This is a genomic window from Sphingobacterium thalpophilum (assembly GCF_038396785.1).
GTDB lineage: Bacteria > Bacteroidota > Bacteroidia > Sphingobacteriales > Sphingobacteriaceae > Sphingobacterium > Sphingobacterium thalpophilum_A.
Window position 1 is genome coordinate 2,359,759 of sequence record NZ_CP151087.1, and the last position, 24,487, is coordinate 2,384,245.

Annotated in this window: 20 protein-coding genes; 8 read left to right on the forward strand and 12 right to left on the reverse strand. The window is 39.9% G+C overall.

What is annotated here, in order from left to right:
- Position 1: 1 nt before the first annotated feature.
- From AACH28_RS10575 to AACH28_RS10585, 3 genes are all read left to right on the forward strand, one after another.
- Entirely contained in the window at positions 2-967 is a 966-nt protein-coding gene (locus AACH28_RS10575; protein ID WP_070564997.1) for a YihY/virulence factor BrkB family protein, read from the forward strand.
- A 224-nt stretch (positions 968-1,191) separates the two neighbouring features.
- A complete protein-coding gene (gene rpsA / locus AACH28_RS10580) occupies positions 1,192-3,123 on the forward strand; it encodes a 30S ribosomal protein S1 (protein WP_312482143.1) in 1,932 nt (643 codons plus the stop codon).
- 100 nt (positions 3,124-3,223) lie between these two features.
- The gene (locus AACH28_RS10585; RefSeq protein WP_312482144.1) at positions 3,224-4,063 is read left to right on the forward strand and encodes a sulfurtransferase; all 840 of its coding nucleotides are present in this window, start codon (positions 3,224-3,226) and stop codon (positions 4,061-4,063) included.
- A 1-nt stretch (position 4,064) separates the two neighbouring features.
- Here AACH28_RS10585 and AACH28_RS10590 read toward each other — a convergent pair whose 3' ends face one another.
- From AACH28_RS10590 to gyrB, 4 genes are all read right to left on the reverse strand, one after another.
- Positions 4,065-5,966 (reverse strand): ATP-dependent DNA helicase RecQ, encoded by a 1,902-nt coding sequence (locus tag AACH28_RS10590; RefSeq protein ID WP_312482145.1) that lies wholly within the window; start codon positions 5,964-5,966, stop codon positions 4,065-4,067.
- Complete coding sequence (locus tag AACH28_RS10595; RefSeq protein WP_312482146.1) at positions 5,963-7,948, reverse strand: ComEC/Rec2 family competence protein; 1,986 nt, start codon at positions 7,946-7,948, stop codon at positions 5,963-5,965. Before AACH28_RS10595 ends, AACH28_RS10590 begins: the two co-directional genes overlap by 4 nt.
- 95 nt (positions 7,949-8,043) lie before the next feature.
- Entirely contained in the window at positions 8,044-10,080 is a 2,037-nt protein-coding gene (locus AACH28_RS10600; protein WP_341832926.1) for a helix-hairpin-helix domain-containing protein, read from the reverse strand.
- 158 nt (positions 10,081-10,238) lie between these two features.
- Positions 10,239-12,197, reverse strand: a complete 1,959-nt coding sequence (gene gyrB, locus AACH28_RS10605) for a DNA topoisomerase (ATP-hydrolyzing) subunit B (RefSeq protein WP_312482149.1) — start codon at positions 12,195-12,197, stop codon at positions 10,239-10,241.
- A gap of 191 nt (positions 12,198-12,388) precedes the next feature.
- Between gyrB and AACH28_RS10610 the strand changes: the two genes are divergently transcribed.
- Together AACH28_RS10610 and AACH28_RS10615 are read left to right on the forward strand one after the other, a co-directional pair.
- Positions 12,389-13,006: an OmpH family outer membrane protein gene (locus AACH28_RS10610; RefSeq protein WP_046673981.1), complete on the forward strand. Its 618-nt coding sequence runs from the start codon at positions 12,389-12,391 to the stop codon at positions 13,004-13,006.
- 88 nt (positions 13,007-13,094) lie between these two features.
- A complete protein-coding gene (locus tag AACH28_RS10615; protein ID WP_312482150.1) occupies positions 13,095-14,000 on the forward strand; it encodes a CorA family divalent cation transporter in 906 nt (301 codons plus the stop codon).
- On the opposite strand, the gene tsaB is transcribed toward AACH28_RS10615, so the two are convergent.
- The 5 genes from tsaB to mscL form a co-directional block, all read right to left on the reverse strand.
- Positions 13,995-14,702, reverse strand: coding sequence for a tRNA (adenosine(37)-N6)-threonylcarbamoyltransferase complex dimerization subunit type 1 TsaB (gene tsaB, locus AACH28_RS10620; RefSeq protein WP_312482151.1), 708 nt, complete (start codon positions 14,700-14,702; stop codon positions 13,995-13,997). The genes AACH28_RS10615 and tsaB overlap by 6 nt on opposite strands.
- A gap of 14 nt (positions 14,703-14,716) precedes the next feature.
- Positions 14,717-14,971, reverse strand: coding sequence for a membrane protein insertion efficiency factor YidD (gene yidD, locus AACH28_RS10625; RefSeq protein ID WP_075991293.1), 255 nt, complete (start codon positions 14,969-14,971; stop codon positions 14,717-14,719).
- Entirely contained in the window at positions 14,934-15,350 is a 417-nt protein-coding gene (locus AACH28_RS10630; RefSeq protein WP_312482152.1) for a ribonuclease P protein component, read from the reverse strand. The genes yidD and AACH28_RS10630 overlap by 38 nt, the downstream gene beginning before the upstream one ends.
- Before the next feature lie 60 nt (positions 15,351-15,410).
- Positions 15,411-15,569: a 50S ribosomal protein L34 gene (gene rpmH / locus AACH28_RS10635; RefSeq protein ID WP_075991291.1), complete on the reverse strand. Its 159-nt coding sequence runs from the start codon at positions 15,567-15,569 to the stop codon at positions 15,411-15,413.
- Between the two features lie 239 nt (positions 15,570-15,808).
- Entirely contained in the window at positions 15,809-16,216 is a 408-nt protein-coding gene (gene mscL, locus AACH28_RS10640; protein WP_046673978.1) for a large-conductance mechanosensitive channel protein MscL, read from the reverse strand.
- Positions 16,217-16,493: 277 nt separating this feature from the next.
- On the opposite strand from mscL, the gene AACH28_RS10645 reads away from it, so the two are divergent.
- Complete coding sequence (locus AACH28_RS10645; protein WP_120335355.1) at positions 16,494-17,135, forward strand: response regulator transcription factor; 642 nt, start codon at positions 16,494-16,496, stop codon at positions 17,133-17,135.
- Positions 17,136-17,164: 29 nt separating this feature from the next.
- On the opposite strand, the gene AACH28_RS10650 is transcribed toward AACH28_RS10645, so the two are convergent.
- Positions 17,165-18,307: a sugar phosphate isomerase/epimerase gene (locus AACH28_RS10650; protein WP_312482153.1), complete on the reverse strand. Its 1,143-nt coding sequence runs from the start codon at positions 18,305-18,307 to the stop codon at positions 17,165-17,167.
- 139 nt (positions 18,308-18,446) lie between these two features.
- Between AACH28_RS10650 and AACH28_RS10655 the strand changes: the two genes are divergently transcribed.
- Positions 18,447-19,643, forward strand: coding sequence for an IS110 family transposase (locus AACH28_RS10655; protein ID WP_341832231.1), 1,197 nt, complete (start codon positions 18,447-18,449; stop codon positions 19,641-19,643).
- A 205-nt stretch (positions 19,644-19,848) separates the two neighbouring features.
- Entirely contained in the window at positions 19,849-21,009 is a 1,161-nt protein-coding gene (locus AACH28_RS10660; protein ID WP_341833112.1) for an IS110 family transposase, read from the forward strand.
- A gap of 254 nt (positions 21,010-21,263) precedes the next feature.
- Here AACH28_RS10660 and ftsZ read toward each other — a convergent pair whose 3' ends face one another.
- Both ftsZ and ftsA read right to left on the reverse strand, forming a co-directional pair.
- On the reverse strand, positions 21,264-22,961 hold the full coding sequence (gene ftsZ / locus AACH28_RS10665; RefSeq protein WP_312482154.1) for a cell division protein FtsZ: 1,698 nt from the start codon (positions 22,959-22,961) through the stop codon (positions 21,264-21,266).
- Between the two features lie 140 nt (positions 22,962-23,101).
- Entirely contained in the window at positions 23,102-24,478 is a 1,377-nt protein-coding gene (gene ftsA, locus AACH28_RS10670) for a cell division protein FtsA (RefSeq protein WP_070564959.1), read from the reverse strand.
- Positions 24,479-24,487: the final 9 nt, after the last annotated feature.

Consider the following 24,487-nt stretch of genomic DNA (forward strand, 5'->3'; position numbering starts at 1 on the left):
TATGGGGAAAATCCACCAATGGCTATTAAATATTGAACCTTATTTTAGATTAATCGAATGGAGTAAACGTGTCGTACTACCTGGCTTTGGCTCGCTACCACTCTATACTGTGGCTGTATTTTTCTTTCAGGAGCTATCGAGAGACTCCATTGTCAGCAAGGCTTCTTCCCTTTCCTATAGCTTTTTATTGGCCATTTTTCCGGGTATCATTTTTTTATTTACATTGATCCCTTATATTCCGATCAATAATTTTCAGGAACAGTTGCTGGACTTTCTGGCCGTGGTTATTCCCAAAAATGCTTTTCTGGTTGTTGAAACGACTTTGGAGGATATTATTAAAAACCAAAATGGTGGATTACTTTCTTTCGGTTTTTTATTTGCGGCCTATTTTGCAACCAATGGTATGGCCTCTCTGATGAATGCCTTCAATAAGGCTTCCCTCATGACGGAAAGAAGGCCATGGGTCAGAAAACGTTTGCTTGCCTTAGCCTTGGCTTTCCTAATTATTTTTGCGTTAACAGTTGGGATGACAATATTTACCCTAGCTGGCATTACCATAGACTACCTCAAGGAAACAACAGGTATAAAGTCGAGCTTCTGGGCCATTCTACTTAAAGTAGCCCGATGGTTGATAATATTTGCTATTTACTTTTTCACGGTAAGCTGTATTTACAAATTTGGTCCTTCCAACTCCAATAAATGGAAACTCTTCAGTCCCGGAGCTTCTATGGCTACCATTTTAGCAATATTGACGTTTTCCATATTTACCTTTTATATCAATCATTTTGGTGCATATAACAAACTCTATGGATCCATCGGGACACTGATCGTCATTATGCTCTGGATTTACCTGAATACGCTTATTTTATTATTGGGCTATGAGCTTAATGCAGCAATAGCGCTGTCTAAACAAACCATTGTTATTGCCAAACCACGCATTTTCAACTCTTTTAAGAGAGACGAATAGGTGTATAAAATTATTTAAAGCTTCATTTACCCCGCCAGGTTGGCAACAAATGAACGGTAGAAGACGCTAAACGAGCGTTCGAACAGGCAGCTTTACATGTCTAAAGCAAAAGGCCTGTATAACTGAAAGTCTTTCAATAAAATAAGAAAAATAAAATTTTGCATTTAAAGTTTTTTTGTACCTTTGCAACTCCTACAAAGTAGGAAAAAGGAGAAAATTAATTAATGGCAAAAAAACAAGAAGCAGAAAAAGAATTAGCAGCGAAAAACGCAGAGCTACAAGGTGCTGACACTAAAGTAGTGAAAGACACTGAAAAAATTGAATCAGAAGCTGATTCAAACTTAATCGACGAAATCAAATCAAACACTTGGATCACACCAGAAGGTGAATTTGACTGGGATGCAAATGATAAAGGTTTCGGAAATTATAGCGATGCTGAACGCGCTAAACTTGAAGCACAATACGCAGATACTTTCAACCAAGTTAACCAAGGTGAAATTATTGAAGGTACTGTAGTTTCTATCAACAACAAAGACGTAGTCTTGAATGTTGGTTTCAAATCTGACGGTTTAGTTTCTTTATCAGAATTCCGTGACTTACCAGAATTAAAAGTTGGTGACAAAGTTGACGTATTCGTTGAATCTCAAGAAGATGCTAACGGTCAATTAGTACTTTCTCGCAAACGTGCTAAAACTCAAAAATCTTGGGAAGCTATCAATGAGGCATTGGAAAATGATGCAATCATTACTGGTTTCGTTAAGAGCCGTACTAAAGGTGGTCTTATCGTTGATATCAAAGGTGTTGAAGCATTCTTACCTGGATCTCAAATCGATATCAAACCTATCCGTGACTACGATGTATACGTAGGTAAAACAATGGAATTCAAAGTTGTGAAAATCAACCACGAATTCAAAAACGTTGTCGTATCACACAAAGTATTAATTGAAAACGACTTAGAAAACCAAAAATCTGAAATCGTTGCTAAATTAGAAAAAGGTCAAGTATTAGAAGGAACAGTTAAAAATATCACTGACTTCGGTGTGTTCATCGACTTAGGTGGTGTTGACGGTTTATTGCATATCACAGATATCTCTTGGGGTCGTATCGAGCATCCAAAAGAAGTTTTAGCGCTAGATCAAACAATCAACGTTGTTGTATTAGACTTTGATGATGAGAAAAAACGTATCGCTTTAGGCTTGAAACAATTATCTGAGCATCCTTGGGAATCTTTAGATACTGCATTAGAAGTTGGTTCTAAAGTTAAAGGTAAAATCGTAACAGTTGCTGATTACGGTGCTTTCTTAGAAATCATCCCTGGTGTTGAAGGTTTGATCCACGTTTCTGAAATGTCTTGGTCACAAAACTTACGTTCTCCACAAGAGTTCTTGAAAGTTGGTGATGAGATCGAAGCGCAAATCTTAACGTTAGATCGCGATGAGCGTAAAATGAGCTTAGGCATCAAACAATTGACTCCAGATCCTTGGAAAAACATCACTGAGCGTTACCCTGTAGGTTCTAAACAAACAGCTGTTGTTAAAAACATGACTAACTTCGGTGTATTTGTTGAGTTAGAAGAAGGTATCGACGGTTTGATCCACATCTCTGATTTATCTTGGTCTAAAAAAATCAACCACCCTAACGAATTCACTAAAGTTGGTGAAACATTAGACGTAGTTGTTTTAGAATTAGATGAAGAAAACCGTAAATTATCTTTAGGTCACAAACAATTGGAAGAAAACCCTTGGGATACTTTCGAAACGATCTTTACTGAAGGTTCTATCCACGAAGGTACTGTGATCAAAGTTGGTGACAAAGGTGATATCGTAGCTTTACAATACGGTGTTGAAGGTTTCTGTCCTTCTAAACACTCTGTTAAAGAAGACGGTTCTTCATTGAAAGTTGATGAAGTTACTTCATTCAAAATCATCGAGTTCAACAAAGAGAACAAACGTTTGGTAATTTCTCACTCTCGTATCTGGGAAGAAGAGAAAGAAGAAGCTCGCAAAGAAGAGTCTAGCAACCGTAAAAAAGACGCTAAAGCTGAGTCTTCAGCTGTGAAAAAAGTAAAAGATTCTGTTGAAAAATCTACTTTAGGCGACTTAGATGTGTTAGCTCAATTGAAAGAGCAAATGGAAAATGATAAAAACGCTAAGTAATTAGCAATTTCAATCCATAAAAAGCGGCTGTTCCAAAAGGACAGCCGCTTTGTTTTTATAGGGATGCTTTTGTAATTTTGTATCAATAAACGTTATTGTTATGTCATTCAAATCAGCCTTAATTAACCCTACAGAACTTCAGGAATCACTGGGACAGCATACAGACATTGTCCTCCTCGATTGCACCATCGACAAAGTTGGTCAATCCATCAAGGATACCAAGTTCGAAGTACTTCCCCATTCTCAATTTTTTGACATCGAAGGGAAACTTTCGGATGCTACTTCCAAATTACCGCATACCCTTGTATCGGCAGAAGTATTCGAACGGGAAATGCAACGCCTAGGAATCAATCAGGATAGTACCGTCGTGTTATATGACAGATGGGGTGTTTATTCAAGCCCAAGGGCATGGTGGATGTTTAAGGTCATGGGTTTTGAACAGGTATTTATTTTAAATGGTGGCGTTCCCGCTTGGAAAAAAAGTAAATTACCCCTCGTAGACCAGTATGCAGCTGCTGTAAAACCCGGTAACTTTAAAGCCCAATTTCAAGCCAACCATTATGCTGACAAAGAATATATCTTAACACATTATCGGGATCCTCAAGTGAATATTTTTGACGCCAGAAGTAAAGGTCGATTTAGTGGTTTAGTCGCTGAACCTCGAAAAGGCCTTCATGGTGGGCATATCCCTCATTCCAAAAACCTCCCTTTCGAAGAATTACTTGATGGAATCGTTTATAAACCCCTTGGTGAACTGAAACAGCAATTTGATCATCATAATGCTACCGGAAATGAATATGTATTCTCCTGTGGATCGGGTATCACGGCCTCAATCTTAGCATTTGCTTCTCATCTTGTTGGTCACGAGCAAATCCGCGTATACGATGGCTCTTGGTCAGAATGGGGTCGCGAAGAGCTCAATCTACCCATCGAAAAATAGTTTAAAACAAGGTATTCCAAGAGTAGAGATTATCCTCCAAGCGGATTTTTTCCGCATCCAGGAGATCGCGGATAATCTCTATTCTTTTCTTTTCTGTACCTATCGTCAAACTAGCCACCAAATCGTGAATGTTTTTAGCGCCAGCGAGCAAACTACTTTTGATTTCTGCTTTTATATCTGCGCGCTGCTTTTTCTGATGATTACGGATCAGACACAAATCGCATACTTCACAGAACCCCGCATTTTTTTCTCCAAAATATAACAACAGCGACTGACTGCGGCAATTGCTACGTTCAATATAACCGATCATGCCATTGACTTCTTCTTCTTTCACCTGATGGCGATCGCGAATAAAAATATGATCGATATGCAGGTGTTTGTAATCGACGCGGTTCTGCAAAAAGGTCAATTGTGGCGCATCTGTAGAAGGCAGATAACTCGCTATTTCCAATGACTCTAACGACTTCAATAGCTCGACAACACGATCATAAGGCAGACCCAACTTACGTGCAAATTCGTATTCATTAATGAGGATATAGTTTTCAAATACACCACCATAGCTGCGTAAAATAGCCTTAATGAGCTTATCATATTTTACATACTGCACCTGAACTTTATACAATTCGGCGCTATCAATTTCAAATTTAAACCGTGAGGGGATTGTGACAGCTTCGGACAAAACCAACCAAGTGTCCCGCTCCAGAAACTTCAGTGCATTCATAACCGGGACCAAGGGCAGCTGATATTTTTTGGCAAAGGTAACAACATCAAAATCCACCGTCACTCCTTCTCCAGAACCGTAGGGTATTTGAAAATGATTACACAGGTAATGATAAGTCTGCTGGATAAACGGAATATCAGGAAAACTTGCTTCCAGATTATCCATAAGTTTCCGCTCATCGGTCTTCTGATAAAGAATAACAGGATAGGCTTTTTTTCCATCTCTTCCAGCTCTACCTGCTTCCTGATAGTAAGCCTCCAGGGAATCTGGTAAATCGAGATGGATCACAAATCGCACATCCGGCTTGTCAATCCCCATCCCAAACGCATTGGTAGCGACAATGACGCGAACAGTGTTCGCCATCCATCCTTTTTGTTTCTGATCCCGTTCGTGCCCCGAAAGCCCAGCATGATAATAATCTGCCGATATACCATTATTAACCAAAATACGAGCTATTTCCTGCGTCTCCCGACGGTTTCTGACGTAGACAATACCAGATCCACCCAACTTATGTATAATGCGCACCATACGCCCCATCTTATCCTCTTCCTCAATGGCCATATAGGCTAAATTATCCCGAAGAAAACTTTTTACAAATACATTTTCCTCCGGAAAGTTCAGTTTTTGTTGTATATCTGTAATGACACGTTCGGTAGCAGTTGCTGTAAGTGCCAAAAAAGGCACCTTAGGATGTAGTTCCCGTAGCTTCGCAAGCTCCAAATAGGGCGGTCTAAAATCGTATCCCCACTGCGAAATACAGTGTGCTTCATCTATGGCGAACAAATTGACATTCATAAATCGAATGCGCTCTTTCACCATATCATTGTACAAACGTTCAGGAGAAAGGTAGAGAAATTTAATTTGCCCATAGACGCAGTTATCCAATGTAATATCCACCTCTCTCTTCTTCATTCCTGAATAAATTGCGACCGCCTGAATTCCATTTTTTCTCAAATGTTCAACCTGATCTTTCATCAATGCAATAAGTGGTGTTACGACAATACAAATCCCTTCTTGCATCAACGCTGGTACTTGAAAACAAATCGATTTCCCTCCGCCTGTCGGCAATAAAGCTAACGTATCTTTACCTGAAATGACCGATTGAATAATTTCCTCCTGCAGGGGTCTAAATGAATCGAATCCCCAATATTGCCTTAAGATTGATATACTATCTTGCGTCATAAGTTCTCCTTATCCCAAACATACGCAAAATTATCTTTCATGAGATAATTCTGTATTCCCAAACTATCCAACATACGTTTTGTATGCTTGGATTTCTCCATTGAATTGGATCCATCCACTATAACAAGTTTTGGTCTAATTTGCTTCAATAAACGAGGTAAACCATTTAGTAAATTTTTTCTGACAATGACAAGGTCGGCAGGTGTCATTGTTCCCCCTGCATGCGATAAAATAGCAATTCTACCTAAAGGGAGCGTAACAAGATAGTTTTTCCGCTCCCGACCATTCAAAGCTACAAACTGAACTTTTTCCCTCGTCAGTAATTGGATTTCTCTTCCACATGCATATTGCAAGCCTGGGGATTGCAAAGAATCAAATGTGCTGTAAACGATGCCGCGCCCATCGTTGAAATACCCGATCGTCAGCTCATATTTCGTATTATAGACCCGAAACCGTTCTACATCTTTATTTTCCAGGTATTTTTGCGCAGTGATCAATAGTATTCCAATTACACAGCATCCCCCTAGCCAAACGTATTTTTTATCTTTCCATTGAAAAGCATATAAAAAAGAAAATAGTGCAAAATAGGTCAAAAATAGAAGCTCCAGCCCCATAGGTTCAACTTTTATTGTTGAAAAAGCCAAATGGTCAATAAATTTCAAGCAGTATAAGATGAAAGCGATGAGATGCTCCAAAAGAAAGCCCAATAAATCGTTGAGCCCCTGCATTGGATTGATTGTCATAATAAAACCGAGATACATCGCTAATGTTGAAGGGAAATCGACTAATACATTGGCTACCAGAAAATAAGTTGGAAATTGTCCAAAATAATAAAGGCTCAGTGGCGTTGTCAATAGCTGCGCAGCAATAGAAACAGCCAATGCATCTCTCAAAAGCCGTAATATCGGTCTTTTAACCGGAAGGAATCCTTCGACAAGCGGCGAACATATCGTCATACCCAAAACGGCTAAAAAAGACAGCTGAAAACCCACATCAACAACAGCCCGGGGAACGGCCAGTAAAATCAATAATGCGGCAATAATAAGCGAATTCAGTGTTGAAAAGCTTCGTTTAAAATGCTGTGCACACAGCACAAAACTAATCATAATAGCTGCCCGCGTAATCGGCGGATCAAGCCCTGCAATAAAAGCATATATCCAGATCATACTCCATAACAAAATTAGTGGCAGCCATCTGAGATAGAAAGGCCAGGCAATTCGCTTGAAAATAAGGGATAAAAAACTGAATAAAACAGCAACATGCATTCCCGAAACACTTAATACGTGTATCGTTCCCGTATTGGTGAAGGCCTGGATGCTTTCGGCACTGATATCGTTCCGGGAACCATATAATAAAGCTGAAGCAATAGCAAAGTGCTCATCCTTTTTGATATGGGGACGAAGCTTAACCAAAAAATATCTCCTCGTTTGTAAAGCGAGCCCAGTTAATGAAAAAGCCGTTGTTTCTTTCCTACTGATCAGCTTATACCGACCAAAGACTGCGAAAATTTCATGATAGATATGCTGTCTTTTCAAATACTGTCTATAGTCAAATTCCATTGGATTGAATGGCGGAGCTATTTCCTTTACTTGACCTTTTAACCACAATAGATCACCAAACTGCAGTGGGTTCTTCTGGCTGGATTTTAAAGATAACATCAGTCGACCTGTAGTTTCAACAAATTCACCTTTTTGGTAAGCCCCTACTACTTCCGCCGAAAAACGAATGATATCCCGCTTCACCTTGGGCTCTTCAATAATTTTGACTACATAACTATCGGTCACTATATGGGAGAAATGACTGATTGTAACCAAAGGGGCTTCGCGCCAAAATTGGAAAATCCCAAATAATACAACAGACACATAATACCCGTAGCTATAGCCATACTGGCGGATTCTTCCCTTTAATAAATAACAACAAAACGTTATCAAAACCAGCACAACCAATAGCTGCTGAACGCATTGGAAAATGTGGAACGACATAGGTAATTTAGGGGCGAAAAGAAGCGTCACAATATATAGGATCGCTATCTTAAGAATAGGAAGCCGCTCTAATCTTTGTATAAAACTAAGCTCTTTCATAACTGCCACCGCAACTGTATCTTAACCTCTGACTTTCTATTACCCTCAATTTGGTCCAGTCCAGTCCCAATACTCTCTCGCCCCGGATAATAATAGACCGCATATTTGGTCCATACCTGAAGATGGCGGCTTAACCGATACTGCAGATTGAAATACATTCTCCATCCCCTTGTATTGTACATTCCAAAACCAGATGCATATAATACATCCTGCTCATAAGCATAGATCCGATTATCATAACTTGCCGCATCGAAATACGCAACCCGTATATTCGATTGGAATTTTCCTGCGCTAGACTTCCAGAACACATCTTGATAAAGCATATAACCGAAACTATTTTCCTGATACTCTTTTTGGAATAAATTAGCTTCTACACGGGAGCGAATCGTCCATATTGAACTTAGGCGGTAATGAAATTCTACCCTGAACTGCTGTTTGCTGGTATTTACAAGCCCGTGCTCGGTTTGTCCCTCTCCCTGATAATTAACTTGTTTCAATCGGTTACGATAGCGCAATGAAAGTTGGCCTTTTTTGTACCACATGTAACTCAGCTGGCTAAAAAAATCAGCGCCTGTAGATAGCGTATCAGCCTGATACTTTGCTCCCGGGAAACGAAATATATCCGCATAATTGGACCAGAGCAATTTTCTCCCCAATTGATACGTTAGTCCCAAATAAGCTCCCTGTTCGTTGGAGCTGTTATCCGATTCACCAAATCCCTGTCCATAAAAAGTATGAAAATTCTTTTTATAGTCCCGCAGCAATACAACCGATGATAAACGTGGATGCAAACTTATCATAGATCCTGCTAACAGTGCTGAACCGCCATCCATGCTGCTTGCATACTCACCAAATAAATAAGCATTCCGAATCGTATAGTTTCCATATAGACTTATATTTCGCAAAAAATCACCTTCAAAGTCCGCCTTTTGCCGTATACCATTGCCTTTTGTTTTAAAGACATTTAATTGTGTGTGATTGAAATGAACACCCATTTTGAACCGCTTATAGCGCCACAACAGATTCAATCCATAGGCCAGTTGAGATGCCGCATGACGATATTGCTGTTCGGTTGCAGTCCGATGCAAGCCTGAGCTTGCGATCGTTGAAATCGTAGGCGGAGAAGTTGTACGGTTAACTTTTCCATCTATGGATTGGTAGGAGAAATAAGGTGTAATTTCAATGTGCCTAATCTGTAATGTTCCTGCAATGCCACGCATAAAATTAGCCTCATTTAATGACGTATATGACTTTACACCGATCCCTTGTCTTGCAGTATGCTGTACCAATCCCCCTTTTCCAAAATTCAGACCATTCCACATACTGAGTCCCTGGCCAAATTGCAACGCGTAATCGCCGATCACGATATTTTTGAAACGGCCTAAAGACTTTATTGATATACTTAAGCTATAGAAATCAAATCCCATTTTTTGCCTGTCTCTAAAAAATGGTTCCCCCGCATCTTTCTCCATATTAACTGCGAGATGAAACCCATCGTTTAACTGGGCTCTATACCTAACAGCATAGCGATTGGCATCGCCAAGATAATGGGATTTCGTCGTATCGACTATACGGTATCCCTTTGCTTTTTCGAGTATCCGGGCGTACCGTATTATAAATTCCTGTTTAAAATTTCTCGATTTCAGGGTTTCAAGGGGAGATCCCGGACCTACCCTTACGAAGGGTAACAACAAACTGACTATCCGCTCATTAAATCCTTCAATGGACTGTAGTTCGAGTACGTTGATAAAATTCCCTGAAATGGTCCTATGGGCCAATAGGTGCTCGATTAATAAAGGGTTCAAAAATTGTAATTCAGTGAGTTCTCTGCCATCAGTTTTGTTGAGATCGATCGGGTGTTTGAGATAATGAGACCACTTTTCAGTGAATTCACTCAAATCAGCATCCTCAGGAAGCTCTTCCGATAAGCTTTCAAATAAATCTTGGAGATCGATTTTTTCATTTGTTTGCGCCGTACAGGTTAGTCCAATAAAACAACCTATAAAGAGCAAAATTTTGCTACAATATTTCATAATAGGTTTTAATTAATATTGGCTAAATGCTAGGCGATGAACCTTTTATCCCGGCAGAAAAACGGTTCACTAGTATGAAATTAGGAAATATAAAAGAATAAAAAAAGCCTGATGAAAAATTTCATCAGGCTTTTTTTATTCTTTTATGATCAGATCAATTAAATATCAATTTTAGCATAACGTGCATTTTTTTCGATAAATTCACGACGCGGAGCAACTTCATCACCCATCAACATCGAGAAGATACGGTCACATTCTGCCGCGTTTTCAATAGTTACTTGTCTTAAAGTACGCGTCTCAGGATTCATGGTTGTATCCCATAACTGTTCTGCATTCATCTCTCCAAGACCTTTATAACGTTGTACGTGTACGCTATCCTCTTTACCACTTCCTTTCAAACGTTGAATTGCATTGATACGTTGGTCTTCATTCCAAGCGTACTCATGCTCTTTCCCTTTTTTCACCAAGTATAGCGGCGGTGTAGCGATATATACATATCCTCTTTCGATCAATTCCTTCATGTATCTGAAATAGAACGTCAAGATCAATGTTGTAATGTGGGACCCATCCACATCGGCATCGGTCATGATGATGATGCGGTGATAACGTAATTTTTCAATATTCAATGCCTTAGCATCTTCGGCAGTACCTACACTCACGCCCAAAGCTGTAAACATATTTTTGATCTCCTCATTTTCGTAGATCTTATGTTCCATCGCTTTTTCAACGTTCAGGATCTTACCACGTAAAGGCATGATCGCCTGATGCTTTCTATCACGACCAGACTTGGCAGTACCACCCGCAGAATCCCCCTCGACAAAATAAATCTCACATTTGGTAGGATCGTTGTCTTGACAGTCGGCCAATTTACCCGGAAGTCCGGAGCCCCCCATAACGGTTTTACGTTGAACCAAATCACGGGCTTTACGTGCGGCAGCACGTGCTTGAGCTGCGATGACAACCTTTTGAACAATAGATTTTGCCTCACGTGGATTCTCTTCCAAATAAACACCTAAGATCTCACCAACAGCAACATCTACAGCGCCCATCACCTCAGAGTTACCTAATTTCGTCTTCGTTTGTCCCTCAAATTGAGGTTCTGCAACCTTCACCGAAATTACAGCTGTCAATCCCTCGCGGAAGTCATCACCGGTAATTTCCACTTTTAAGTTTTTAAGCAAACCTGACTTGTCCGCATACGCTTTCAAGGTACGTGTCAAACCACGACGGAAACCTGCAACGTGAGAACCACCTTCAATCGTATTGATGTTATTCACATAAGAATGGACATTCTCTGAATACGTATCGTTATATTGTAAAGCCAGTTCAACAGGGATACCTTGTTTCACGCCTTCAACATAAATTGGTTCAGGAATCAACGACTGACGGTTACCATCTAAAAATTTCACAAACTCTTTCAGACCACCCTCTGAATAGAATGTTTCTTTCTTTTCAGAACCGTCTTCATTAGTCTCCCGCTCATCATTCAACGTCAAACTCACACCTTTATTTAAAAATGCAAGTTCACGAAGACGATTTGCCAATGTATCGTAATTATAAACAGTAGTCTGCGTGAAAATTGTCGCATCTGGGTGGAACGTTACAATAGTACCCGTCTTATCAGAAACACCAACTTCTTTCACATCATACAAAGGTTTACCAATTTGGTACTCCTGCTGGTAGATCTTTCCATCGCGATGAACCTCGGCCTTCAAAAGGGTAGACAGGGCATTCACACAGGAAACCCCAACACCATGCAGACCGCCAGAAACCTTGTATGTATCTTTATCAAATTTACCTCCGGCGTGCAATACTGTCATTACAAGCTCTAGTGCTGATTTATTCTCTTTTTTGTTGATCCCTGTAGGAATACCCCGACCGTTATCCCGGACAGAAATCGAGTTATCTTTATGGATAGTAACAAAGATATCTGTACAATATCCTGCTACAGCTTCATCGATTGAATTATCAACAACCTCGTATACCAAATGGTGCAATCCTTTTACACCGGTGTCACCGATATACATGGATGGACGCTTACGAACCGCTTCTAAACCCTCTAATACCTGAATATTATCGGCCGAATAGGTGGATGCATTCTTATTTTCTTCGCTCATTGAAAACCTCTTAAATGTAATATTCAAAAATACGAAATTTTGGCCGATTTATCAAGTCCGTGAACAAGTATTGAACCTATATTCCGAATTATAATACACAGGATAATTTTACTTTTTTATTACTAAAAACTAGAATTTCGATTTTTTTATGTTAGGTTTGTTTTCAGTAATAATTTGCAAATAACAAAAAAATGAACACTATATTTTCAATTGTATCGAAAGTTTCCTTTGGCCTTTTATTGGTTGGAACTATTGCATCATGTAACCAAGGTGCAAAAACAGCAAACGAACCTGCAAAAAATGATTCCAATACGGTAAGCAAGGAGAGCCAGGGAAGTAACAAAGATAAAATCGTCTATTTAAACTCGGATTCACTTTCTGAAAAATATCAATATTTTAAGGATATTAAATCAAAGCTTGAAAACAAGGTAAAGAAAGCACAAACGGATCTGCAATCTAAAAGCACTGCATTCCAACGCGAAGTTGCCGAATATCAAAAAAATGCAGCTACAATGTCTGCACCTGATAGACAAGCTACTGAACAAAAACTGGCACGTAAACAAGATGAGCTTGCCCGCCTAGATCAAACAGCTTCTTCCTCTATTGCGAAAGACGAGTCTGAAGAGTTCAACAATGTTTATAATAAAATTACCGAATTCCTGAAAAAACATGCTGCAGAAAATGGTTACAAGTTGGTATTGACTTATTCGAAAACCAACCCTACCGTATTATATGCTGATCCTTCTTTGGAAATTACCAACGAGGTAATCAAACAACTAAATGAAGAATATAAATCTTCAAACAAATAGAAGATCATAATAATTTAGGAAAGCCATCAACTGAGTTGATGGCTTTTTTTATTTTCTTTCTTATCTTGTCCTTACTAAAATTAGATTTATGGTCAGAACGATTGTTGAAAAGGAAATCGCAAACTACGAATGGATAGATATAGCTGAGCCAACCTCAGAAGACTTCACCTTCATCAAAGAGCGCTTCAATTTGAATGAAGCCTCGATCAAGGACTCCAAAGAACCAGAACATCTACCGAAAATTGAAGAATTTGAGAATTATACCTTTGTTATTCTCCGTGTCATGTCGGACAATTTCAAAGAAAATTCAGACAGTATCGGAGAAGTCACCGACCGCCTGACCATCTTCTACGGAAGCGATTTTGTGATTACTGTGCACAAACGTCGCATCGAATTTTTAGAAAAACTCAAGAACATTGAATTTACGTCCATCAAGACAAAAAATAGCCGTAAACTGGCTGTATTTATCACGACTGCGGCTGTATTCACCTTTAGTCAAACTTTAGAGCAACTTTCAACACGCATCGATGCATACGAAGAATTGATATTCCTCAAACGCATGAAACAACAGCCCATACTGAAAAACCTCTATTTTATCAAAAGGCAGATTGATGTTGCACGAAAGGTCATCTTTCTCTACAGAGAGGTCGTTGAGCATTTTCATTCCTCGTCCAAAAAAGATGTGTACACCCGCGATTTAAAAGATCTCCAAGTCCGGACATCAACCTTGTACGAAAACTTATCGGAAAATGTAGCGCAACTACTGAATGTGTATTTCAATATCTCGTCTAATCACACCAATGAGATTATGCGCATCCTAACGATTTTTTCCGTATTTTTTATGCCAATCACTTTTGTGGCAGGAATTTATGGAATGAATTTCAAAAATATGCCCGAATTAGAATGGTACTATGGATATCCAGTGGCCATGGGAATCATGGTCGCCATATCCCTTGCGATTTATCTGTGGTTCAAAAGAAAAGGTTGGCTATAATAAGCCAACCTTTTTCTTTGCAGGGGTAACCACAAAATCTTTAAGATAGAATGGCTCGAAATAAGCAACATCCTCAAACTCTTTCCGCTGAAATTTATCAAAGGCCAATGGCGATAGAAAAGCCGCCGAAACTTTAAATCCGCTCAGCACATCCACGCGATCCGTTGCACTGAACAAATCTTCGAATTTATCCGCTCCCGAACCAAATAAATGGACGCGATGGTAGTTCAGCAATAATTCATTGAAATAACCAGCATCGATAATTTCTGCAGATGTTGCTCTCACCAACGTAGCATCATGACTATAAACTGCTGAATAGACTTCCATACGACGGGCATCGAGCATAGGAAGATAAGCTTCATCTTTTTTTAAACCAAATTGCCCCTTATACCCTAAAAACAACGCTTCTAACGTATTAATAGCAATCAAAGGTATATCTAAGGCATAACAGAGACCTTTGGCCGTAGACACCCCGATCCGCAAGCCTGTATACGAACCTGGTCCCATACTCACCGCGACAGCATTTAAATCCTGCATCTTTCGGTCTGTCTGTTTGAGAATCTCCTCAATCAAAATAGTCAATTTTGCCGCATGCGCATTCGGTTCATCGAGATCGATAACTTGTAGCGTTTGACCATTTTCACTCAAGGCAACCGAACATACAGTGGTTGACGTATCAATTTGTAAAATTAAATTATTCATCGTCATTATAGAAATCAAGGTACAGGATCATGCCCGTGGCCACCCCAAGGGTTGCAACGCGCAATTCGTTTCAAAGCCATCCAGCCACCTTTAAAAGGACCATATTTCAGAATAGCTTCCTTACCGTACTGAGAACAGGTAGGTGTATATCTACAATTGGCGCCTAAAAATGGTGAGATAAAAACTTGGTAGAAACGAATAATAGCCAAGAAAATAAAACTAAACAAGGGTCTAATCCCCTTTTTCCAAATAAGCTTCAGCACATTCATCCTGCAATTTTTTCAGCATTTTATTCATTGCGTTGCTAAACACATCATACGCTAAGATCTGCTTGCCTACATATTGAATAGCTAAATACAAAGTTACATTATGTTTCAACAAAAACGGAATCAAATCATTCGATTTTTGTAAACGGTAACTCTCACGCATCATTCGCTTAATCGAATTGCGATCAACTGCTCTTTTGAACCTACGTTTGGATACGGAAATGATAGACTGACTGGAGGGAATATGGTCAGTCAAGTTGTTTTTCTCGAAGATAAAAACAACCCTAAACGGATACAAAACAAAAGAAGAACCGCTTTTAAAAAGCGCATCAATACGCCTTTTCGCACATAACCGTTCTTCTTTTGTAAATGTATTTTTCATACGATGACTTAATCTTACTAGAAAAAGCTCTTATAAGTGGCCACCGATCCTTGTCAAAGATTAACCTTTGTGACGGTATTCGTCAGACACTGTAAGACGTTTTCTACCTTTAGCTCTACGTGAAGCTAATACTCTTCTACCGTTTGCAGAGCTCATACGCTCTCTAAAACCGTGTTTGTTTCTTCTTTTTCTTTGCGATGGCTGAAATGTTCTTTTCATGACGCTATTATGCTAATTTGTTCTTACTTCAATTAATACAAAACTCCCCAAGAGGAATGCAAAAGTAAAGTTTATTTTAGACAAAAACAAACAATATTACGAACATTTAAAGTTAATGTGAAGCAGACAAGCTAATTTATTCAGCTACAGCTTCAAAAAACAATTTTTCAACTACCATAAAATAAAAATCAGCACAGTTTGACTGTGCTGATTTTTATAAATGAAGTATATACCTTACACTATTTATTTTTCAGAATATCCCTGATCTCAGTCAAAAGTGTTTCTTCTTTCGTCGGTGCTGCAGGTGCCGCAGGAGCTGCTTCCTCTTTACGTTTCAATGAATTTAAAGCTTTGATAACACAAAAAATACAGAATGCTACAATTAAAAATTGAATAACCACATTAATAAAGTTTCCATAATTAATGGATACTTCAGCTTGTTTAGTAGCCTCATCAGCGGCCTTCAGAATCAATTTTTTGGATGAAAAATCAACACCGCCTGTTAAATAACCAATGGGCGGCATGATAATATCGTCAACCAATGAGGTGACAATTTTACCAAAGGCTCCACCGATAACAACACCGACAGCTAGATCGACCACGCTGCCGCGCATTGCAAACTCTTTAAACTCTTTTAAAAATCCCATATTTAAATTTTTTAGTCCATAAATTATGACAAAACTAGTAATTGTCACATAAATCTAATTAAAATATGCCAATTTTTTATCGTTAAACTCATATTGTGCTATATTTTCTACCCTATGTCCTGTTTATATGAAAAGACACGCAACTCGCACCGCCCCAATTTTTATTAACTTAATTTCTTATATTTGCGCGTTAACTAGTAAAATATCAAGATATATTGTATATTGTTAGTACTTTATTTCATACGGTAATTAAAGCCCAGCATCAGATAGCATATCTATGAAAAAGATTCTTATAGCAGACGACCACGGTATTGTACGGTTAGGAGCCTCCGTTATTATTAAAGAAACTCTTCAAAAGGCAGAAATATTCCAAGCCGAAACCTTTGACGAGGTTCTTGAAAAAATAAAGGTAGAGGATTTCGACCTGTTATTGTTGGACATTAATATGCCGGGAGGAAATAATATACGCGTCGTTGAGGAGATCCTTCAAATTCGACCAAGCATCAAAATTTTGATTTTCTCGTCTTATGACGAATCACTATATGCGCTACGCTATATCGAAGCAGGAGCGGTAGGCTATCTCAACAAAACAACAGCAATGGCTGAACTTTCCAATGCTATTCTGGCTATTCAGGATAGAGGGAAGTATATGTCGAGCAATGTACAGGATCTATATATTCAGAAATTGACACAGAGCAAGTCTGAACTGACGAAACTAAATCCCTTGGCACGTCTGTCAAATAGAGAGGTGGACGTTGCTAAACAATTAATAAAGGGACTGGGGATTATTGAAGTATCTAGCTTGTTGGAGTTAAGCCCTTCAACAGTGAGCACGTATAAAAGCAGAATCTTTGAAAAACTCAATGTTTCTAATATTCCTGAACTTATTGAACTTTTCAGAATACACTCCAACAACTAGTCATTTTGTTGGAGTGCATTTTTATCCTACTAAATTAACTCATCCATCGTAACAACTGGAACATCTTTTACGTTCAGGTCTTTTAAAGGCTGAGATTTCTTATAAGAATACCCCACCTCTGCTTCTAAATCCCATAACATCGGTGCTAAAAAGTTGAGGCAGGTCGTAAAGCCTTGAACCGTTGCAGAAAAATCACCTGTATCTTTCGAATTCTTAGCTTCATTTTCGATCTCAAAGGGACCACTGAAACCACGTTCTTGCAATAAGTCAACAAAGCCTCGCCAATCCATACTGTCGGATCCACCAAAGCCAGGTAACATTGCTTCATAGTGATGTCTATCCCAGTCATGCCCCGGAATACTTACGTTGGCCTTTTTAGCCAATTCAGCATCAACATGCTGCATAGGATACATCCCCCCCCAATCAATACGTGCAGCTGTCTGTAGATTACGCGTAGTCTTCACATGTATACGTTGTAGACGGCTGATGTCTGTATTACGAATAACCTCAATTGGATTTGTATTTTGCCAAACATCATGTGAAGGATCATAGATCTCGCCATGCGCTTTACTCGGAATCATCGCATACATTAATTTACGAGCAGCCAGCACAGCGGGGAGATTGTTATAAGTAGAACTATAACGTGATGAACGCCAGCCCTCCATTGGGCAGTTTTCATAAAGGATAGTTACACCTAAACTCTCTGCATAGCTGACAATGGGAGCAAATACACGCTTGTACTCGTCAAGATTTTTTTGGAATCCATCAATTTGATTTCCTAATTCGTGATTGTACCCCACAAACGTCCCCACCTTGACATTATTTGCATCTCCGCCAAGCAAATGTGCAATACGGATCAATTTCAGTAAATGATTTTGATTCTTCACACGTTGTTCAGGGTCGCCACCAATCATATTTTCAAAAGCACCAAGTGAAAGCTTTAAGTCAGCCTGATTAAACAAATCGATGATTTCCCTCGCTTTTGCTGGCGTAAAATCATCATAGTCCAAATGTGTCGCGGTATGATCTTCCCGGGTACCATCTTTTCTAAACACACAAAGATCTATCCCCCCGGCTCCGATTCTTTTGGTCGTCTGAATCAACTCCGGTAAGGATAATTTATCAAATGCAGAACTCATTACCCATACAGGGTTATTTAATTTTGTCGTCATAGCTTGTATAATTGTCTTATTTCGGTATCTAAATTTACATTTAATTTTCCGATTACACACAAGCGGATAAAAATTGGCGAGAGCTATCGCAATCAAATCAAGTCCCGCTGCTTATCTTTATGTTGAAAAAAAAAGTTATATGAAAACAGCAGGACTTGACGTGCATAAAGATAGTATTTTTTGTGCGGTATTTAATGGGAAGCATTATTCGGATGTGGAGGTTTTCGAAACCTTCAGTACGGGCATTCGACAGTTGGGAGCCTACTTGAAGGCTGCGGGTGTTCTCCGAGTAGCGATGGAGAGTACCAGTATTTACTGGATCCCGGTCTGGAATATTCTCTCTGAAATGGGCTTTGATCTGATGCTGGTGAATCCCTTTTTAATCAAACAGCTGCCCGGCCGCAAAAGCGATGTAAAGGATGCACAGTGGATTGCCCAGCTACTTCACAAAGATATGCTTCGCGGGAGTTTTGTGCCCGGTGAGCGAATACAGGAACTCAGGAGCTACACCCGTTCCTATAGCAAGTTGCAGCAGCGGATAGTCCGTATGCTTACCAAAATGGACAATATCCTCGTACAGGCCGGAATCCGTTTGGGTAGTCTTGTGAGTGATATCGGAGGGAAAAGTATGCTGAGTGTCATTGATGCCCTGATAGCCGGGGAGCGTGATGCCGTACGTTTAAGCAAACTGGTCTATGCCAGTAAGAAGAACAAAGAAAACGGAAAGCTGGCAGCAGCACTAACCGGCTGCATGAAGGAGCACCACCGCTTCAACCTGCAGATGGCAAAAGCTGAATACGACCTGTTGATCAAGCAGTCTGCTGAGTATATAGAAAAGATTGAAGCTATCTGCCTGCGTGATTTTCCACGGCAGAGTGCCTTGCTAAAGACGATTCCCGGCGTTAGCCGTATCAGTTCCGCTGTGATCATCGCCGAGACCGGCGCAGACATGAAAGTTTTTGAAAACAGCGGTAAACTGAGCGGATGGGTCGGATTACGACCAAAGAATGATGAAAGCGCAGGGAAATATAAAAGTACAGCGATCACTAAAGGAAACAGATATCTCAAGCCAATACTGGTACAGGTTGCCTGGGCGGCAAGCCGCTGTAAAGGCTCTTATTTTAAAGACAAATTCAACCGTCTAAGTATAAGAAAATCCTCGAAAAAGGCCCTGATCGCTATCGCACGAAAAATATCCGTTGTTGTATGGAATATCCTAAAAGACTTAACCCCTTATAATCCGGCACTACAGGTGATCTACGAACCAGCCAAACTAGATGCCAGGATACGGTATCACCAAAAAGAAATGGAACGCATAGCGAAACTTAAACCATAACAATTTTTTGCGTAAAGGCCGGGTATCTTTATGGTGGCTAAAAGACCCCGTTTTTAAATTGGCCAATGCAAATGCCTGAAAAGGCTATAAGTACACAAGCATGAGTTAATGCCAGCCTTACGGCTGACCAAACTCGAAGAGGAAAATCGCAAAACCCAATGCGCAAGGGGACTGTATTATAGTTAATTTATAGAGGAAAGATAGTATTTTTTGTGCGGTATTTAATGGGAAGCATTATTCGGATGTGGAGGTTTTCGAAACCTTCAGTACGGGCATTCGACAGTTGGGAGCCTACTTGAAGGCTGCGGGTGTTCTCCGAGTAGCGATGGAGAGTACCAGTATTTACTGGATCCCGGTCTGGAATATTCTCTCTGAAATGGGCTTTGATCTGATGCTGGTGAATCCCTTTTTAATCAAACAGCTGCCCGGCCGCAAAAGCGATGTAAAGGATGCACAGTGGATTGCCCAGCTACTTCACAAAGATATGCTTCGCGGGAGTTTTGTGCCCGGTGAGCGAATACAGGAACTCAGGAGCTACACCCGTTCCTATAGCAAGTTGCAGCAGCGGATAGTCCGTATGCTTACCAAAATGGACAATATCCTCGTACAGGCCGGAATCCGTTTGGGTAGTCTTGTGAGTGATATCGGAGGGAAAAGTATGCTGAGTGTCATTGATGCCCTGATAGCCGGGGAGCGTGATGCCGTACGTTTAAGCAAACTGGTCTATGCCAGTAAGAAGAACAAAGAAAACGGAAAGCTGGCAGCAGCACTAACCGGCTGCATGAAGGAGCACCACCGCTTCAACCTGCAGATGGCAAAAGCTGAATACGACCTGTTGATCAAGCAGTCTGCTGAGTATATAGAAAAGATTGAAGCTATCTGCCTGCGTGATTTTCCACGGCAGAGTGCCTTGCTAAAGACGATTCCCGGCGTTAGCCGTATCAGTTCCGCTGTGATCATCGCCGAGACCGGCGCAGACATGAAAGTTTTTGAAAACAGCGGTAAACTGAGCGGATGGGTCGGATTACGACCAAAGAATGATGAAAGCGCAGGGAAATATAAAAGTACAGCGATCACTAAAGGAAACAGATATCTCAAGCCAATACTGGTACAGGTTGCCTGGGCGGCAAGCCGCTGTAAAGGCTCCTATTTTAAAGACAAATTCAACCGTCTAAGTATAAGAAAATCCTCGAAAAAGGCCCTGATCGCTATCGCGCGAAAAATATCCGTTGTTGTATGGAATATCCTAAAAGACTTAACCCCTTATAATCCGGCACTACAGGTGATCTACGAACCAGCCAAACTAGATGCCAGGATACGGTATCACCAAAAAGAAATGGAACGCATAGCGAAACTTAAACCATAACAATTTTTTGCGTAAAGGCCGGGTATCTTTATGGTGGCTAAAAGACCCCGTTTTTAAATTGGCCAATGCAAATGCCTGAAAAGGCTATAAGTACACAAGCATGAGTTAATGCCAGCCTTACGGCTGACCAAACTCGAAGAGGAAAATCGCAAAACCCAATGCGCAAGGGGACTGTATTATAGTTAATTTATAGAGGAAAGATACTAAAAAAGCCATCCGATTGGATGGCTTTTTGTTATTTTATGGTGAATCAACTAGTCTACATTATCATGTAGAAAAGAATTGTTCGGTCTGATTTCAGTATTTCCATCTTCAAAAGAAAGTGTAAAACGAGACACCTGAGATTGAGAAGAATGTGGTGTATCTTCCAAAGACATTTGTTTTCTCTTATAAGCAGGCTCATTCTCAAGCTCATGTAAACCATTTGAAGATTTTAGTTTCATGCTCAATTCTTTAAGACGCAAAATACGCTCTTTTGTACGAACCAACTGATCCTCAAACGATACCTGTTCTTCTTCTACCTCAGGGACTTCTACTTGCTCATTTGTTGTACTTGATGAAAAAGTAGGTTTCTCCTCATATGCTGAAGCTGAAGGTGCTGTATAAGAATCGAAGACTGTTGGCATCTGGAATTGAAACACAGATGGCGAAGTTTTCAATTGAAAATCATTGTCTCCAAATGAAGTCTCCTCTTCATAACCACCATCAAAACCTAAATCATGACGTATAACTTGAGGTTCCTCAACAGCCACCTGTTGTTGCACAGCATTTCTTGGTGAAGTGAACAAATCAGATTGCAAATTATTTGGAGTTGGCGTATTTGAAGAAGGGACTGGTGTATCCACACGTTGAACCGGAGTTACGAAACTATTCGTAGCTGGAACTTCTCTTGGTGCTACCTGAGAAACAGGTTTGATAAAAGAATTAGCCGGTTCAGCAGTTAAGGGCATAGACACCTTTGTATTTTCACGTTCTTTATCGCGTTCTTCAGATGTTTGAAAACCAGTAGCAATAATTGTTACTGACAACTCATCCTCAAAGTTCTCGTCAATACAGTTACCCCAGATCAAATCAGCTGACAAACCAGCTTTTTCCTGAATGTAATCCGTAATGATTGCGACCTCATCCATTGTTACTTCTTTTGTTCCAGAAGTAATATTCAATAAAATATAACGAGCGCCTTCGATCTCATTGTCTTTCAATAAAGGCGAAGCCAAAGCACCTTCTACAGCACGCAATGCACGGTCTTCACCTTCAGCTATTGCGTTCCCCATAATAGCAACACCGCTATCATTCATGACAGTACGCACATCTTTAAAATCGACGTTTACATAACCAGGGATCGTAATAATTTCGGCAATACCTTTTGCAGCGGTAGTTAAAATATCATCCGCTTTCGCGAAAGCAGCTGTCATCGTTAGATTCCCGAAGATTTCACGCAAACGATCGTTAGAAATAACAAGATAAGAGTCTACATATTTACGTAATTCCGAAAGTCCTTCCTCCGCTTGAGAACGACGGCGTTTACCTTCAAATGTAAATGGTGTCGTAATAATCGCAACAGTTAAAATACCCAATTCTTTGGCAGCTTTCGCCAATACGGGACTAGCACCAGTACCGGTACCACCACCCATACCAGCGGTAATAAACAACATCTTGGTATTGGTACCCAACATACGTTTGATATCTTCAATACTTTCGATTGCTGAATTTTCACCTACATCAGGATCTGCTCCCGCTCCCATACCTTCGGTTAGACTTATTCCCAATTGAACTTTATTTGGGATCGGGCTCAATTCCAATGCTTGCGCATCAGTATTACACACGATAAAATCTACCCCACTAATTCCTTGTTTATACATGTGGTTTACGGCATTGCCGCCACCACCACCAACCCCAATAACCTTGATTATTGAAGATTGTTCTTTTAACATTTCAAACTGTATTGACATAACTTATCCCTATTTAACTTACAATGAAGATGATATCAAAACGAATCAAACCCACTATATGTAATGTAATAATAATATAATTTCAACAAAAGTTTTCCACATTTGTTAAATTGTGGAAAACTTCAACTATTGTGGAAAACTTACTTCTTATCTAAAAAACTTGCGTCATCGATTTCGTTGCCGTCTTTGATAAAACGTTTGAACCATGACAATAATCCTTGCTCTTTTTGTTGTTGTTCAGAAACCTCTTTTGTTGTCACCGTAGCAGCCTGCACTTTTTTCGATGGGGCGTGCATTTCTCTACGGCTATCTTCTTCTTCCTCATGGGATTGAATTCCCTTAATCAACAAGCCAATACTTGTTGCGTACAAAGGACTTTTCAATTCTTCAAACAACGGTTTTGGTAAAACCTCATTCTTAGAAAGATATTCATTCGGAAATCCGATACGACAATCTATCCCAGTAATATACTCAACAAGTTGTACCAGATGTTTTAATTGAGCACCACCACCGGTAATAACAATACCACCGATCAGCTTATTTTCATATCCAGAAGATTTGATTTCATAATACACGTGCTCAATAATTTCTTCCATTCTAGCTTGAATAATATAAGCCAAATTTTTAACGGAAATTTCCTTTGGTTCACGACCTTTCAATCCTGGCACACAAATCACCTCATTTTCTTTATTTTCATCAGCTAGAGCCGATCCGAAACGAGTTTTCAACAATTCAGCCTGAGAACGCAAAACAGAACATCCCTGACGGATATCTTCCGTTACAATATTACCGCCTAAAGGAATCACAGCAGTGTGACGAATAATTCCTTCATGGAAGATGGCAACATCTGTGGTTCCACCACCGATATCCACTAATACAACACCAGCATTTTTTTCGTCTTCATCCAATACAGCTTCAGAAGACGCTAAAGGTTCGAGAATCAATTCAGCAACTTCCAGATTGGAATTATCAATACATTTCTTGATATTTTTAATATCCGTTACACGTCCCGATATAATATGGAAGTTTGCTTCAATACGACGACCAGCCATACCGATTGGTTCGCGAATTCCGGGTTCGTTATCTACCGTAAACTCTTGTGGTAAAACATGTATAATTTCTTCTCCTGGAGGCAGTACCAGTTTATACATATCCGAAATCAGTCGTTCGATATCGCGTCGAATGATTTCATCATCACCATCAGTTTTGGTAAATATTCCACGGTGTTGAATACTTTTGATGTGTTGGCCAGCAATTCCCACATTCACCACTTTAATATCCACATTGGACTGTGCTTCGGCTATCTCGACAGCCTCTAAAATACTTCCCACAGTTTTCTGGATATTAGCAACCACACCCCTGCTTACACCTGCAGAGTCAGCTTTGCCCACTCCTAATAATTCAATTTTGTTTCCTGAGCTACGTCTCCCAACCGTAACACAAATTTTGGTAGTACCAATATCGAGTCCCACGATAATTGGGTTTTCTCTTTCAATTTCTGCTGCCTTTGAGTTCATAATTTCCTG